General features: G+C 40.5%; 10 protein-coding genes. 3 read left to right on the forward strand and 7 right to left on the reverse strand.

What is annotated here, in order from left to right:
- Positions 1-22 precede the first annotated feature (22 nt).
- On the reverse strand, positions 23-2,743 hold the full coding sequence (locus MED121_RS12120; RefSeq protein ID WP_009833992.1) for an OTU domain-containing protein: 2,721 nt from the start codon (positions 2,741-2,743) through the stop codon (positions 23-25).
- A gap of 2 nt (positions 2,744-2,745) precedes the next feature.
- A complete protein-coding gene (locus MED121_RS12125) occupies positions 2,746-3,108 on the reverse strand; it encodes a hypothetical protein (protein WP_036180415.1) in 363 nt (120 codons plus the stop codon).
- Positions 3,109-3,612: 504 nt separating this feature from the next.
- Between MED121_RS12125 and MED121_RS24065 the strand changes: the two genes are divergently transcribed.
- Positions 3,613-5,232: a DUF4157 domain-containing protein gene (locus tag MED121_RS24065; RefSeq protein ID WP_009833994.1), complete on the forward strand. Its 1,620-nt coding sequence runs from the start codon at positions 3,613-3,615 to the stop codon at positions 5,230-5,232.
- 363 nt (positions 5,233-5,595) lie between these two features.
- Here MED121_RS24065 and MED121_RS12135 read toward each other — a convergent pair whose 3' ends face one another.
- Positions 5,596-6,297, reverse strand: a complete 702-nt coding sequence (locus MED121_RS12135; protein ID WP_009833995.1) for a M12 family metallopeptidase — start codon at positions 6,295-6,297, stop codon at positions 5,596-5,598.
- Positions 6,298-6,869: 572 nt separating this feature from the next.
- Between MED121_RS12135 and MED121_RS12140 the strand changes: the two genes are divergently transcribed.
- The gene (locus MED121_RS12140) at positions 6,870-7,274 is read left to right on the forward strand and encodes a hypothetical protein (RefSeq protein WP_009833996.1); all 405 of its coding nucleotides are present in this window, start codon (positions 6,870-6,872) and stop codon (positions 7,272-7,274) included.
- A gap of 145 nt (positions 7,275-7,419) precedes the next feature.
- On the opposite strand, the gene MED121_RS12145 is transcribed toward MED121_RS12140, so the two are convergent.
- The 4 genes from MED121_RS12145 to MED121_RS12160 are packed head-to-tail and all read right to left on the reverse strand — an operon-like array spanning position 7,420 to position 13,157.
- Entirely contained in the window at positions 7,420-10,116 is a 2,697-nt protein-coding gene (locus MED121_RS12145; RefSeq protein ID WP_009833997.1) for a molybdopterin-dependent oxidoreductase, read from the reverse strand.
- A 2-nt stretch (positions 10,117-10,118) separates the two neighbouring features.
- The gene (locus MED121_RS12150; RefSeq protein ID WP_009833998.1) at positions 10,119-10,778 is read right to left on the reverse strand and encodes an arsenate reductase (azurin) small subunit; all 660 of its coding nucleotides are present in this window, start codon (positions 10,776-10,778) and stop codon (positions 10,119-10,121) included.
- The gene (locus tag MED121_RS12155) at positions 10,775-12,049 is read right to left on the reverse strand and encodes a cytochrome c peroxidase (RefSeq protein WP_009833999.1); all 1,275 of its coding nucleotides are present in this window, start codon (positions 12,047-12,049) and stop codon (positions 10,775-10,777) included. Before MED121_RS12155 ends, MED121_RS12150 begins: the two co-directional genes overlap by 4 nt.
- 10 nt (positions 12,050-12,059) lie before the next feature.
- Positions 12,060-13,157, reverse strand: coding sequence for a cytochrome c peroxidase (locus MED121_RS12160; RefSeq protein WP_036180418.1), 1,098 nt, complete (start codon positions 13,155-13,157; stop codon positions 12,060-12,062).
- A 378-nt stretch (positions 13,158-13,535) separates the two neighbouring features.
- On the opposite strand from MED121_RS12160, the gene MED121_RS12165 reads away from it, so the two are divergent.
- Entirely contained in the window at positions 13,536-15,854 is a 2,319-nt protein-coding gene (locus tag MED121_RS12165; RefSeq protein ID WP_009834001.1) for a HEAT repeat domain-containing protein, read from the forward strand.
- Positions 15,855-15,868: the final 14 nt, after the last annotated feature.

Raw genomic sequence — 15,868 nt, forward strand, 5'->3', positions numbered from 1 at the left:
CCTTTTTCAACGTTTCCTTTAACTAGTTATTAGGGGTGGCATATTCCCAGTGATTGCCACGGGCATTAACCAAATACAATGTCGTTACCGGGTTATTTAAGCTACTTCCAAAGGTAGACTGTCCGTTAGGATAAGTTGGTGAGAAAACCGTTACCTTAATATTAAAGGCTCGACAGAAAAGAATGATTTCTGCATCACTGCCCCAACGACTTACCTGACCCGAATAAGCCGCAGGACGACTCATTTGATGGATATACTCAGGTGTCACCCTTTGATTATCACGAATATCAGTATGGGTGTTATAAAGACCCACTAGGTTATAACGGAAGTTATTTTCATTGATAAAAAGACTTCCCGTTTGGTTACTGTCAAGGTTGTGAAGCATTGCTCTATGTAATGCGGTAAAGAAACAATTTCCGTCTCCAGGCACATCATTTGAGACCGTATAACCTTGCTCCTGAACGGTTTGGGGAAAGGTTTTATAAACATATTGTGGCTTTCTTTTAATCGACTCGCGGCTTTTAATCAGACCTGTTTGATCATCTTTAGCCACGTCCCCATCAATTCGATCATCGATACTATCAAAGGTAAATTTCTGTTCTACTTCCTTACCAGAGAAGGTCAAATAAGAAGACTGATCTTTGCGTGATAACAGGAAATAGTCAACGGTTCGAGACAATTGACCGTTCTTGTCTTGCGTCACCAAAATCAAGCCTTTAGAAAGGGCTTCACGGCGCATTAACTCAACAATGCGAGTTTCATGAAAATTCACTAACCAAGCAGATAATGGACGATAAAAGCCTTCTTTTTGAACGTTATCACTTAATACAGCTTTCGCTAATTCTTTATAATGGGAAGGCGTTAAGCCATACTTTTTCATGTGCACACGGGCACGCCATGGGCCATTAAAAGACGGAAACTTACACACATATTCAAGGGCGACCCTTTCTCCTGGCACATAAGCGGGGAAGGTATTTTCAAGCTCGGTTAATACCATGTTATCAACCTTGATCTTGCCTGAAGCTGCTAATGAAGGGACGTGTAATGGGGCGTCTTCAATAAATTCAGTCAAGGTATGCAAGGTACCAAAAACTTTACCTGAATAAGGGCGAGCACAGCGACCTTTAGAGTTCCAGCTTGGCAATAAACGTTTATGCTCATTGCCATCGTAATATTTCATACCAAAGCCGTATTTAAGAGCAGTTCGTGGTGCATCCCCCATGGATACAAAAGGGCATTTGCCATTTAACAAACCATCAAACAATCGCCAATCCGAAGGCGGCACCACTCCATAAAGGGACTGATATTTTTTCTTTAACAGGTCTCTTCGTTGACGCACACAGTCTTTTTCAATTTCTTCCAATTTAGGGTTTAACACATCCTCTAAATAAGACTGATAATCGCCGTGTTCTTTCTTGTTATAAGGCACTAAACCCTCATAAGTCATCACCACCACTTCTTTAAGCTTAGGGTAACGAGCGACAATTTTGCTTTCATCGATTTTTTTGAGCTCTGGAGCATTTTTCGACAGCACTTTGAACTTTGACAAGCTTCTGGTTGAATTCACCTCAGACTCATTAATTTCTGGCTTATAGCCATGCTGTTTCCACAAAGTTTCGTTATCTATAAATGCTGATAAGGTACTAAAGAAATATTTATAGTTGATGGTATATAGGTTCTGAATCGCCTCTGCCATGTTGTCATATTTAAAACCATTAACGGTAATCGGATCCGAATTACGTTTTTCAATCAAGGTCTGCTTAAGCTGTTTAGCTACTTTCGTTAAGGCGTCATCCTGCTCTTGAGTCAGCTCACCACGAAAGTAGTCATTTAAAGGGACATTAGCTGCACTCACCACAGACATACTGTAAATCGAGTCCCCCATTTCATCACGATTACGGGAGAATTGACGGGCTTTCTTATCGAAAATTTCATTGTTATAGGTGATGCCACGATATTGAGCGATAGCAAATTTAGTCTTCAGTTGTTCAAGTCCTTGAATATCCTTTTTACGAAACAAAGCTTGAGCAGCCACAAAATCTTTTTCGACCTGTTTAGTCCAAGTATCTTTTGGATGACGAATCTCAGCTAACTCTTTAAATTCATCAAACTTTTCCGATTTTTTCCCCATATGCAATTCGCGCACACGGTTAACCAGCTGAACAATTTCACTTGGATCTGGGTCTAAGTCATACTGGCGATAGGTTGTAGGAAGTTTTTTATCTGTCAGCACCCCTTTTCTAACTTGTTGCAAATGCTTCCAACGGCGATTTTTATTTTTACGACGCACACGGGTAATTTGCCCCCTGTCCATATCAGGCGTAATTTTATCAGGTACAAATTCTGTATCAGAATCATCTGAGGCATAACCCTCTATGGTGTCGTCTAGGTCAACCTTATTTGCCAGTTCTTCAAGAATAGGTTTGCCATTTTTATCTAATGTATTCCGGTACGCTTGAGATAGGTGTACTAGCTGATGATGGAGCAACTGGCAATCTTTACCATTCCATTGGGTGTCTTTCACAAAGTTATAAATCAACTGCATATAATGACGTTCAATCTGCCAAGCATAATCGTCTATCAAATTACTTAAAACATGATCTTCTTCGGTCAAAGTAAAAGAGTCTTGCGATTTTATTTCATCATAAGCATGTTGTAACTTGGATAAATTCTTGTCGTTAAACCACTTTTCAATAATATCTTTTTTAGCTTGTGCCTCAGGGCTCAATTTTTTAGTCGGCATGATTAGGCTCCAAAAATCGTTTTAAGGTGGGTTTGAGTACTCTTATCCGCAAGACCTGTGGCCTCGATACCAAGATCTTCTTGAAAGGTGGCAAGCGCTGCACTGACTGAATCTTCTTGAATGAAAGTCAATGTCGTGGCAAACAGCTGACTAAAATAGCCCAGATAAAATAAACGCTGTGATTGCCCAAGAGCTGTCTCTATGTTGGCAAGTTGGCTCAAATCTAGAGTCATATCCTGACTGGCTAATAAGGAACCCTTGTCATCTTTATCTTCAATTTTCAGGGCAAGTTTTGATTGAGTGGCTTCTAACTCATAGGTCGCTGAGCCGATATCGATTTCTAAAATTGGTGATTGTGTTGGCATAAATGTCACTCCGGTAATGTTGCTCATTAGCAAGTTAAGGGAGCTTCAATTTAAGTCCATGAGGCGAAGGTTACTCGGTGTAATAGCGGATACTAAAGTAATAGAAATCAGTACCTTATGCTTGTTATTGGGAAAGGCCTTAGTCTGTTCGCTCGAATAGGCCCTAGTTAAAGTCATATAAAAAAATAAAAAACAAGATCGCAAAAACCATTAAATAAATCCACACAAAACCAAAGCATTAAAAATATATTTAAATTAATCACAAACAATATTATGAATAATTAAATATAGAAAAAAATTATTTAAAAATAAAAACATTATAATTATAAAAACTTATAAAAACATTCAAACAAAACTAATAAATCATTGATTTAATTGAAAATATTTATCGACAAATAAAAATCAAAAAAATCAAATAGATAAAACCGATTCAAAACAAAACAATTTTGATTATATAAAAAAGCCAAAACAATCAGGCAAAAATTATTTAAAGGAAATCAAAAAATGATTAACAAACAAGATAGAAAAATCAATGCAACCCACTCTCTACCCAATAAAATAAAATCAGCTTTTGAATATTTATCAGGCTACTCACTTGAAGATATTCGAGTGCATTACGATTCAGATAAGCCAAGAAAGATTGGCGCTCATGCTTACGCACAAGGTCATGATATTTATCTTGCACCTGGCAAGGAGGAACATCTAGCACATGAAGCATGGCATATCGTGCAACAAAAGCAGGGCCGAGTGAAGGCAACTACCGACATCAATGGCATTCTCGTTAATAATGATGCTGCTTTAGAACAAGAAGCAGATACCATGGCAGCAAAGATTGCTTCATTCTCACTAGGTAATCTAGCTAAGAAAACAGTACAACTATTTACGCCAGTACACGCTATCTCGGTTGCTCAATTAGCATTGGATCCTGCTGTTGAAGGTGTTGATGAAGTTGATGAAGACTTTAAAGGCATGGTGACTATAATTAACCCACTCTTACCAGAAGACAGCCCTCTTAGAAGTAGAAGTAGAAAAGCAATCGCAAAAGATAAAGAAAACCTCGTTACATTAAAATCAATAGATGAGATTGTACATTGGTTAGAAAGTGACATTTCAGAAGCAGCAAAAGAAGCCTTAGAGGCTGCAAAGCGTTTAAATAAACCTTTACCCTACTATAAGGTAAAAAAAGGCGAAAAAGCTTATTTTATGGAAAAACTTAAACGCTTAGAAAGTATTAACTTTGATGATTGGAATGATCATTTTGCAACAAAAGAAACAAAATACTTTTTACCTCTGAATGCAATAGGAATACCACGTGACATTAACCCCGATGAAAACATTGAAATAGAAAACTTTACTATTTCAAGACCCGTTACATCTCTATTTTTTAATCCTTATGTAGCAATGACACCATTTACTGAGGATTTCGAAAGATATATCCCTCATCCTGGTAAGCTAGGCATTAACCCTTTTGATATTCGTAATTTAACGGAAAAGAAAAAAAGTAAAGGTATTAAAGATAATCAAGTCATTTGTGCCACCTCTGCAATGGCAACTCTAACTCATTGTATAGTAGCAACAGACTACAGAAATCCATCTGAAGAAAGTTCAGATTCATCTGTACATGTACAACAATTCGTACATTGGACAAATAAAAAGGAGCAGCAATTGAATGCTGGCTCTCTTGAAATGGCAAAAGGTTTTGCCGTAGGCCTATCTCATGAAGATCAAGATCTAGATAAAACTAATCCTACTTTTAATTATTATATTTCTCCAATTTTTAACTGTAAGTCCAGCATTGATAAACATAATGGAAACTTAATACCAATGAAAAAATCGAAAGACAGTTTAAATTCCTTTTTCTGGGCAACAATTTTTCCAAACCTGAAGGCAGGTGCAAGTATCTATGTTCTATACGGTTATAATCATGTTATATCTTTAATAAAAACAGGGGAGGATTCTTATATTAGAATTGAGTCCAATAAAGCTCCAAATAGAGGTATTTATATGAACCCCTTGAAAATAAGCACTAGAACAGCTCGAGGAAAAGACGATGTAGGAACTGGCTTTATTATTGCTCAAAAGGAATCCTACCCTGAGGATTATTTTGAAGGTTATACACCATAAAGATTCCTCTATTCAATGGGTGAGGAGAACAGCATTTAGTTACAAAAAAAACGGGCCTTAATCAGCCCGTTTTTTGTACAACTTCATTAATTAGAGAATCTGCGATTAAACACTATTCATCGGTGCAAAATTACATCAGTGGTATGACCCAAAGAAGCATATGTCATGTCTCCTTTCAAATAAGAAATTCCACAAACTTGCTGAAGAAGCAGGCTCACTAGAAAGTAGCTTTTACAAAAAAATGCCTAAGCGAGTTATTACAAACTCAGGCAAGATAACAATCAAATACTAGAAAGAAAGCTATAAGCACAACTTTATTTAAAGTGGCTTATAACCTGATAATCTTTTAATTTGATTCGTTCGCTATTTTAGGTGTCCATACATATTAAGTAAGGTGACAACATCGCCTTTACTAAGAGATTTACCTTCCTTAACCAATTCTGTTTTTACATAGTGATCAGAATTAATATTTGCATTTTTAACAGCCAAACTCATTTGAGGATACATCATGACTGAATCAGCATCACAATTTGTCGTACTTTCAAAGTCATCATTCTTTAAATATGAATGGCGATAAACTAGCTGCAGGGTTGTTAACTCATCATCCCAGCCTGATGCCGCTTTAATTTTAGTAAAAAGAGTATTATTGTTTCCGATATTACTTTGTTTGTAAGCACTAACTGTATTCTGAGTTTTAAAGAATACATCTGTTTTGGAATAATTCCATGTCGCCTGCCCGTCATCCCAAGGATATTCTTTGTGATATTGCTCGTGACCAAAACCTAAAGCATGAAGTATTTCATGCACCATATCATGCATCTTTGCAGGGGCAAACACTTTCAATTCCCCACCACTATAGCCAATTGGTGACGAGCCTGCTGTGCCTGCTTTGATCGTTAAATAAGCTTTATCTGTTGATTGTTTTGGAATTAATAATTCAAATCCTACAGCGTCATTAATTTCTTTAACACTATTTTTCGCTACATCACCACTATCTTCGGCAATGGTATAAGGCACTTTTGTAGGCCATCTTTTATTACTGTTTGCGGTTAAGATAACTGACATTTAATTTCTCCTGTTATTTAGTTTTACCAATCATTGGTGCAGAAGAAGAGTAATGAAGTTTATTTTAATATTATCGGTTAAATATAGGTTTAAAAAAAATAATTTTTTCGAAACCTGATTCAAATTTATCTTTATTAATCATGAATTAACCCGATCAAAAAACAAAAGAAATATGCTCTATTTATTTCCCCAATCAACATAAATAGGAAATGAAAATGAAGCCACCTAAGCAGTTAAAACTAGCCATGAATCGCCCCTAGTTTTCTAGACACTTTTAAACTTCCTAAAATAGATATAGACAGTAATACAAAAATAACATTAGCAAATAATGAGGTGTTTTATGTATCTAGACCAGTTACATGTTTATATAAGACTCCATATCTTCATATGATGCCTTTCACAGAAGATTTTAAAAATTTTTGCCCTATTCCAGAAAAATTAGGCTTAAGACCAATAGGAATTAATAAAAAAAACAATCAAATAATCTGTGCAACCTCAGCTATGGCAAGCCTATGCGGTTACATTAAAGCCACTGATGATCAAGACAAGGCTCGTGCAGGGCCATACAATTCATGCAGGAAACACACATTAATGGCCTACAAGTCAATGCTGCTTCACTTGATACAGCAAGAGGCTTTGCAATTAATCTAGGTAAAAATAATGACCGTAAAGTATCACCTATATTTTTGCCAAGTGGCGTTATAGGTGAAGAGAGAGATAGCTGTAGAACACTTAATGATTATTTTTGGAGTACTATATACCCTAAACTAAAAGATAATGCTGGCGTATATTATTTTGGAGGTTCAGGTCATGTTGAATCTTTAATTAAAAAAGACAATGACTCTTATTTATCAGTGATTTCTAATACGCCAGCTAAAAACATTCGAGATAGAGGTGTATATGTAAAAGAAGTGCTTATCAATAGCCCTAAAAGAGCGAACCTAGGTCATGGCTTTATGTTTTCTGAACCAGCTTAACTTACCCATAGAGCAAGCTTTATAAGCCTGCTACCGTATTATCTTTTAAGTATTTTTATTGTTTTAAATACTATTCAAGCGTACAAAAAAACGGGCCTTAATCAGCCCGTTTATTGTACAACTTCATTAATTAGAGAATCTTCGATTAAACAATATTCCTCGGTGCAAAAGAGAAGCTTCTAAACTCTTCTTTGTATACTGAGGCTCCGATTTTTTTGATATTGGCCACGCCCATTTTGTAGTTATAGTTACCGCTAATTTGATCGACTATCCTTGCAGTGAGAGAGTTAGAGGGCTGTTTCATATCTATCATATTGGCAAAAAGCACCCCTTTTTTAGTACTGTTTGTTACTATCGCGACCGCTGTCACTGCAGCCTTATCAAGTTGGATATGCCCAGCATCTAAAAGCTGGCTAAACTGAAAATCATCCCCTTCTACTCCTAAAATGGTATCTTTAAAACTCGGCACCCGATCCGAATACATCATGACTTGATCACCGGACTCTATGCCTCGCTTTTTAGCGTCATCTGGATGTATCTCGACCCAGTTTTCAGGCCAACGTTGAGCGGTATAAGCACGGCGCTCCACATCATCAAAACCTGACTGCCAAATCTCATTCACACGGCCGTTAGAAAACCAAAGCTCGTCCCCTTTTGGCTTGATCCAAGCATAAAAATCACTAAATAATCCCCAAGGGTGCTTCTGCATATTGATTTTGCCGGTTTGAGAATTAAAACCTGTGAGCTGTTTTTTCAGTACATTAGCCCCTTGAGGCCCATCCGTTAGCCCTTTTTCAGCCAAGGTTTCAACGCTCATTTGGGTATCATGTAAACGCTTGGTGCCCACTAACTGTTTCGTATCATAGTTATAAAAAACAGGTCCCTGTATGCCTTCTGTGCCGTATTCTTTTAACTTTTGATGTAAGGTTTTTCCTTCTGCATGGGCAGCGACTTTAATCATATTAAAGTCTTTACGACTGCCACGGCTAAAGCGCGAAGCTTCTTCTGCCACCTCATTTGAGTTTTGCCAATCAAATCCATCAAAGCCCATACGTTTAGAGAGTTGAGCAATTATCCACCAATCTGGTTTTGCATTGCCTGGGGCATCATTAAATTTCTGATACAAGCGTAAACGACGCTCACCATTGGCTCGCATAAAGTCTTCCTCTCCCCAAGTGGCAGCAGGAAAGACAATGTCAGCAAATTTAGCGCCGATAGGATCACGTAAATAAATATCTTGATTCACTACCACCATGCCACCCGAATCGGCGCGGGCTTTTAGGGTGTCGATAATTTCTTGTTTATCATAACTAAAAACCTGATGGGGGTTGGCGATAGTCAGCTCCCAAAATTTCTTCTGTAACCCTTGAGAACCACACATGGATTGAATCCAAGTGGTACCAATAACATGGGCAAATCGAGTATGACCAGAGAATAAATACCTGTCCGTATCCAAAGCACGACGACGACGTCCCGGTACTTTTTCTGGGGATTTATTACGAGGTAATTTCCCTCCGGATTGCCCACCTCTTTGATGGCCGCCAAAACGACCTATTACCTGACCTTCTCGACCACCAGCACCGACCAAGGTCGCCAAGGTTGAAATCGCATTAGTATTGCCAGTGTTGTTAGACCAGTAAAAGCCTTTTTCGATGCCGATTGAGGTTTTAGGGCGCTTGCCATTAATAGGTTTAGCCAACATTTCAGCCGCTTGATAAAGCTTTTTAACCTCTATGCCAGCCATATTTGCCGCATAGTCTGGGTCATACTCAGCTTGCGCTAGGTTCCACTTTTTGTAGTCTTCATAACCATTAGTTTGGAACTTGCCCCAAGTCGTACGCCACTGCCAAGGGGTATTGCGAGTACCCTGTCCAGAACCTGAATTAGACTCCCATTTATTATTCACCCATTGGGATATCCATTCTTTATCCTGCCAATCGTTTTGCATTATGATACGAGCAATAGCACCCACCACTAAAGTATCTGAGCCAGGATTCACATCTAGGTGCAGCCCTCCATGCTTTTTCATATAAGCAATGCCCGCCGTTTCTCTTGGGTTAAGAATGACGGTTTTCATGCCCCTTTGTATCGCTGGCATTATGTACTGAGTAAAGATAATGGTTTTGGTTTCGTAAGGGTCAGTTCCACAAATCATCAAGGTATCAGCGGCTCTCCAATCATCATAACTGGGCCCAAAGTTATCAAACCCAGCATCTCTAAAGCCTGGGGTAGAAGTCACATCAGACGGGGTATCATGAAAACTAAAGTTCGCTGTATTAAGGTGGCGTAACGCATATTTTGTCACCGCATAGGTATTCTCAATATATTGATAAGAATAAGTTTTAACACAATAGGCATTAGCGCCATGCTGGTTAATAATATGCTCACCCACCGCCGCTGCGATATCTAAAGCAAATGCCCAAGTAACAGGTTGCAAACTCCCACCAATCCGCACCAAAGGCTGGGTTAACCTGTCACGAGTTGGTGTCGATGGGTTATAGACTTTCTGTGCAAGGAGGCCACCTCGCATGGAAGAGTCCCCCATTTTATTCACCACTTTGGCGTCTTTATCTGGTACGACTATGATGTTGTGGGGCTTGCCCTTGTGCATCACTACATTATGTTGGCTGGGCGCCACCCAAGCCTGTAACGGGCCACTTGGAAAGTTAACATTGAAAGCATTTTCACTGGCTTTCCCCCCCCCATTCGCCATCTCTAATGGCCAGCGATATACCTTATAACCACAGGCAACCACACAGTAATCACACGCGGTAGTAATCACTTCCGCTTGCTTAGGTGGCAAGGGCGCATGATCTTCTGGAATATAAAAATTAGTCGTCATAATTAAACTCCTGCCACAGGGATGAGGTTTTCGGATCGGCCATATAAAAGCCCCATAACACCAACGGCATATAAAAGGTCACCCTCTTGCTCTAACAAGACTTGAGGCAAACTTTCATAGGCTTGGCCTGAAACAATAATGCCGTGACGGCGCAGATCAAACGTAGAAAGATGAAACGGACATTGACCGACCACTCTATGTTCATCTCTAACCTTGTATTGATTATCCAAAGGGCCACCTTGATGGGTACACATCATAGAAAAGGCCACTACGTCTTTGTTTTGACCTATACCACCACCCCCTTCAACCCCCATACGCACTAGCATGGCACGAGAGTTTGGGCCCTCATCTGGATAGTTAAAATAGAGAGGCTGATTAACATTTAACTGGCTTAATTTGCCAATTAGCTGCTTAGGATAAGAGGTCACTTTTGCCTGTACTTGCTGAGCGTGTGCGGTACCTGGATACAAGGTGAGTGAAACCAAACTTGCACTCCCCACAGCCACACCTGAGGTCATTAAAAATTTACGTCGGCTCATCATGCATTGCTTGTGTTTGGCAGGGCTTTGCTTAGCTTTATCAAGCCGTCTTGAGTCTCTTGTTTGGCCAAGACTTGTTTGGTCAAGACTTGTTTGATCAAGATTGGTCAGGTCATCTTTCATTTAATTGCCTCCAGCAAAGCTTGCTTGGTAAAGAGGGGTTTTGACTCAGGTATATTGGGGTAATCCATTACCAGTTTGTCACCACTAAAGCTGTCTAAGAAAGCCAGCAAATCGGCCTTTTCAGACTGGCTCAAATTAAGGGGTTTGATCAGCTTAGATTTTGTTTGAGGGTAGCCTGTCGTGCGTCCATCTTTACTAATGCCGCCCTTGTTATAAAAGTCGATCACATCTGCCAAGCTAGTGATCACTCCGTTGTGCATATAAGGGGCTGTGTACTTGGTATAACGCAGACTAGGGGTTCGAAACTTACCTTTCATATCCGCCCGTTTTCCCCTGAAGTAAACACCTGGGTCGGCTTTGGCAGTACGATATTGTTTCTCGTTTGAGCCTTTCGCATAAAGCTCATAGCGAAAGGTAATTTGCGCCATGGCTTCTTGCTCCCAACGCTTATTGGTGGGTACGCCTATGTTGTAATACTTCTCATCGCTGGCAAGGGCACCGTTATGACAGGCAATACAATTTGCCTTACCTTCAAACAGTTTTTTGCCTTTTAACTGCTGTGCCGTTAAAGCGGACTTATCCCCTAGCAAGTAATTATCTAGCGGGGTATCGGTTTGAATTAAGGTGCGCTCAAAGGCACCAATGGCTTTCCAAGCATTACTGATTTTTGGGTAGTTATCCCCAAAAATTTGCTTAAAGCCCTCAACATATTCAGGCACAAGCGCCAGCCTTGCTTCCATCAGATCATCTTCGCCATTACCCGCGACTGATCCTTTGGCGGCACTCTTGGCTTGCGCTTCTAACGAGTTACTAGAACCCGCCCAAAAGAACTTAGAGTAATAGGCTGAGTTGATTAACGTCTGACTATTACGCCAATGCACCGTATTTGGATAACCCAGCGATAAGTCAGTCGGAAAATCCCAACCGGCATTGGGTAAATGACACGCAACACAAGGGGTGGATTCATCTCCCCCTAAGCGACCATCGAAAAATAACAACTTACCTAGTTCAACTTTTTCCGCTGTAGTTGGGTTATCCGCTGGTGTGGGTACGGCTCCTAAAGGGGCTAAGGCGAGGTAGCTTTTATTGCCTAAAACAACGGGGGGTAATTGAGCCGCTATGGCATCCGCCCGAGCGGCTCTTTGCAATTCAGCGTGAGCATCAAAACTTGGCATAGGCGTATCCGCCAACACAAGAGAAGAGTTAAAACTGGCTGCGCTTGCCAACAAACTCAGACTCACTCGGATAAATACATTCTGTTTAGCTTTCATAAGTCCCTCCTTAGTTTTTGACCTTGAGCCAGTTATTTGTTGGCTGGTATTGATAATCATCTTTAGTCCAAACATGCCGTTCACTGGTCAGTGGCTTGGAAGATAAAGACTCTAAGAAAGCAACCAAGGCTTGCTCTTCTTGGTTTGTTAACTGCAGGGGTTTTAGCCGGCGATCCTTATTGGAATCTTGCCCACCACCTTGGTTATAAAAGGCAACTACATCGACTAAAGAGTCCATAACACCGTTATGCATATAGGGGGAAGTTTGAGTCAGTTCTCGCAAACTTGGCGTCACAAACTTGCCTTTATCCGTACCATCTGCCTTATGAGTTTGCACATGAGCCCCCAGATCACGCTTAAGGTTCATATAGTTTTCATTACCCATAAACATATTGAAGGCAATAAAGGTTTCATGACGCTCAGGGTCCAAGAAGATATCGAGGTTTTCTTTTACCCCAGTGTTATAAGCCTTACCGTCAGTAAGAAGCGGTCCATTATGACAAGCCGTGCAACCCGCTTTGCCTTTGAAAAGCTCGAGTCCTAACTCGGCTTGAGTGGATAACTGACCTTTATCATAGGGGCTAGCATCAGAGCTTAAGGTTTTTAGATATTCAGGAATGGCTTTACGCACCGAACCATTGGAGGGCTCTCCATAACCTGCTTTTTTAAACATGGCCACATAGATAGGGTCTTGTTTGATGCGCTCCTGCATGAGTCGCATATCCATATTCATTAGCCAATCTTCTGTGATCATCTCCCGTGTCACATCATTGAGGTTGGTGCCTAAACGCCCATCATGAAACCACACTTCTTTTAAGCTGGTATTAATCAAAGAAGGCACATTTCGAAAGCCTTTACTGCCCGTGTAAGCTGGGGCTAAAGGGGCAGGATAACTAAAACCTGATTCAGGTTGATGGCACGTTGAACACGCTAATAAGCCGTCGCCAGATAAACGTTTATCAAAAAATAATCTTTTCCCTAATTCCGCTTTCGCTGTATCAATTTTCACCTCAGGCAAGGGGCCAAAATCCATCTTATCTTGGGCCATCAAGGGTAATGAGGACAGAGAGACTCCGAGCAAAGTCGGTACAAGCAGTCGCATCTTCATAGTTAGCTCCATTAACAGGGATATCAAATAAGTTCTTTCTCATATAGTTAAGATAAAACTTAGCTTTGATAGCGTTAGGGCATTTTTTGTACCAACCTTAAAACGTTTTCTGGGGCCTTACTTTGTGCGGAGTTTAGGATTTAGCGTGGAATATCTGCGCTATTTACTTGAACGAAATGTCGAATTTTGAAGATTCGATTAAACGAAACATTCAATTCTCAGGAGGTGCTTTACCCCTTGAAAACTCTCTATTGATTAGAAGGAATAACCTTGATCTAAAACAAGATAAGGCCTAACTAGATAGGCTATTGATAGGCCTATATAAGCGACAATAATCACAATAAAATCATTCAAGACGTATCATCGCTAGGAGCGTTTATGTCCTCTCAACAATACCCTGTTAGCCACCTAGAAGCCTATCAGGCATTGGTTACACTCCTTGAACAGGGTGATGAAGCCCAATCTTGCTATAGTGCCAAAGCCATCGCAGACGCCAAGTACAAGGATGCCATCCCCCAGCTTAATCAGTGCCTTTATCACCCAGATGCAGATGTTGTTATTGATGCGGCCCAAGCACTGGGCGAATTAGCACAAGGGGATATAGAGAGCCTCATTGAGGTCGCCCAACATCACCCTGAAGGCGATGCTAGGCAAGCGGCGCTCATCACCCTAAGCCAGCATGAATGTATGACTCAAAGCGATCAAATAGATGAGAAAAACAAGGTCATTAAGCTTCTGTCAGACATGACTCAAGGTCGAGGCCAGCATGATACCTGGGGGCTAAATAGCGAATGGGATGAGTGGTACGACTTACAATACCTTAGTGTGAAATTATATGGAAAAACCGCAAAGGAAGAGGCAACCCCCTTAATTAAAGCACTCTTATTACAGGACCCTGAGCCTGAATTAGAAATGGCGCTTTATGACACCTTAGCCCAGGTGGATCTCGATTATTGTCAGAGTCTGTTAGTGCAGCAGCCAAGCCCTAGTTTGACCCAATTGCGAAAAATAACCAAAGCCATAAGCCATAATCCAAGCCAAGCCGCGAGCATAGTCTTGTTTAAACTAATGACTCAAAGCCAAGACAGTGAAGTAAAAATAATCTGTATCAAGGCATTAGCTGAGCGTAAATCAACCGATTACCAATGGGACTTTGCCAACCTAATTTGTGATAACGAAGAAAGAGTACAAGATGCCGCAGTTCAAGCATTAGTCCAGCTTGAAGCATTAGATCAAATTAGTATGGCTAACTTAGAACCCCTTGCCATGCGTAAAGAAGCTGCAAACCTATCTAGGTTACTGGATTTGATTGATCAACACCCAGATGCTCCAAGCGCTCGCTTTATACAATGGCTATCGGATACTCTGCTATCTGATTCAAATAAATCCAATGCAGCTAGCCCTCATTCGCTCTTATTCGAAGATCTAAATCAAATACTCAAAGCCGCGACCATTATCTCCCACCAGCAAGCAGACGAAAGTTATCACAAGGCTTTTAATCGAACCCTAGATATCGCCAAAGATACTAAAGTGAGCACAGCCAAACGAATACAGGCGATTCATTTATTAGGCCATTTTAAACATTCTTCAGGTGCCCTTCTAAATGAGTACCGTGCCTTATTAGATGAGAAACACCATGACGTCATGATTCGTCAGGCCTGCTTTGAAAGCCTTAATCACTTTGCTAAAGAAGAGGTGTACCAAACCTTATTAATGGCACATGTTTTAGATAAAGATGCCGAGATGCATCTCATAACGGGCTTATCAGATAACACACAAAAGGAGTGTCATCATGACAGCGCCACGCCCTTGATAACAGGTGCAGCACAGCACGCTGCGAGTACTTCAACCTTAGGGGCGATTTTAGAAAACGAGCAGGCAACACAAGTGGATAAGACGCCTCTTCAGCATGAGCAAAATATTAATAATATGGTGGCAAGGCTTGAGCAAGATTTTCAAGCTTATGGCGACATTGTCTCTGATCATTTTAAAGCGGCAGATAAGTTAGATTTAAATCGTCGAAAAATTGCCAAACACCCGCAGGTACCTAATCAGATTTTAGCCATTCGCAGCTTAGCAAATTGCCCTTCTGAGTTTGCGGCCCCCTTATTGATTGAAGCATTGACAGGGGCCGAGCCTCATCTCCAAGTTGAGCTTTTTAACACTATGGCGCGCCTAGGTGAAAAACAAGGAACAGGCCTTTTGAAAAACGCCTTTGGGGCATTAGCCAATGTCATGTATCACGCTGATAGTCTCACTAAACAAGCGGCGACTCGTTTGTTAGGACAATTAAGAAATCGACAGTCCCTAACACTTATTTTATTAGGTACAGAAGATGAGGATGAAGCAGTACGGCTTTGTAGTCTTATTGCGTTAAAAACGCATATGCTCGCCAAACCTTTTTCACAACTTCCCCTACTTGAAATACAACGCTGTTTGCAACGTTGCCTCAAAGATAAAGCCGGAGGTATCCGCAAACTCACCTTACCTTTATTGGCACATCTAGAGCAGGAAGAAGATGTAGTGAGCCTGATTGAATGTGCGATTTATGATGATGAAAGCCAAAGTGTTGCAGCAGACAGCCTAGGTTTTGCAAAAGATAAAGCACTCAACTTACTCGCTCAAAAGTTGCCAGAACTAAAAGACCAAGCCCAATATCTTGCAATCCGGCTCACAGGACAGTTACTTGCTCTTTAAACGTTTTCCCTCTT

This window comes from Marinomonas sp. MED121, assembly GCF_000153025.1.
GTDB lineage: Bacteria > Pseudomonadota > Gammaproteobacteria > Pseudomonadales > Marinomonadaceae > Marinomonas.

What these genes read in the sequence shown, in the direction of transcription:
- MED121_RS24065 (WP_009833994.1), top strand. Translation starts at nt 3,613, where the DNA reads ATGATTAACAAACAAGATAGAAAAATCAATGCAACCCACTCTCTACCC.
- MED121_RS12120 (WP_009833992.1), bottom strand. Translation starts at nt 2,743, where the DNA reads ATGCCGACTAAAAAATTGAGCCCTGAGGCACAAGCTAAAAAAGATATT.
- MED121_RS12150 (WP_009833998.1), bottom strand. Translation starts at nt 10,778, where the DNA reads ATGAAAGATGACCTGACCAATCTTGATCAAACAAGTCTTGACCAAACA.
- MED121_RS12145 (WP_009833997.1), bottom strand. Translation starts at nt 10,116, where the DNA reads ATGACGACTAATTTTTATATTCCAGAAGATCATGCGCCCTTGCCACCT.
- MED121_RS12135 (WP_009833995.1), bottom strand. Translation starts at nt 6,297, where the DNA reads ATGTCAGTTATCTTAACCGCAAACAGTAATAAAAGATGGCCTACAAAA.
- MED121_RS12165 (WP_009834001.1), top strand. Translation starts at nt 13,536, where the DNA reads ATGTCCTCTCAACAATACCCTGTTAGCCACCTAGAAGCCTATCAGGCA.
- MED121_RS12155 (WP_009833999.1), bottom strand. Translation starts at nt 12,049, where the DNA reads ATGAAAGCTAAACAGAATGTATTTATCCGAGTGAGTCTGAGTTTGTTG.
- MED121_RS12140 (WP_009833996.1), top strand. Translation starts at nt 6,870, where the DNA reads ATGCAGGAAACACACATTAATGGCCTACAAGTCAATGCTGCTTCACTT.
- MED121_RS12160 (WP_036180418.1), bottom strand. Translation starts at nt 13,157, where the DNA reads ATGAAGATGCGACTGCTTGTACCGACTTTGCTCGGAGTCTCTCTGTCC.
- MED121_RS12125 (WP_036180415.1), bottom strand. Translation starts at nt 3,108, where the DNA reads ATGCCAACACAATCACCAATTTTAGAAATCGATATCGGCTCAGCGACC.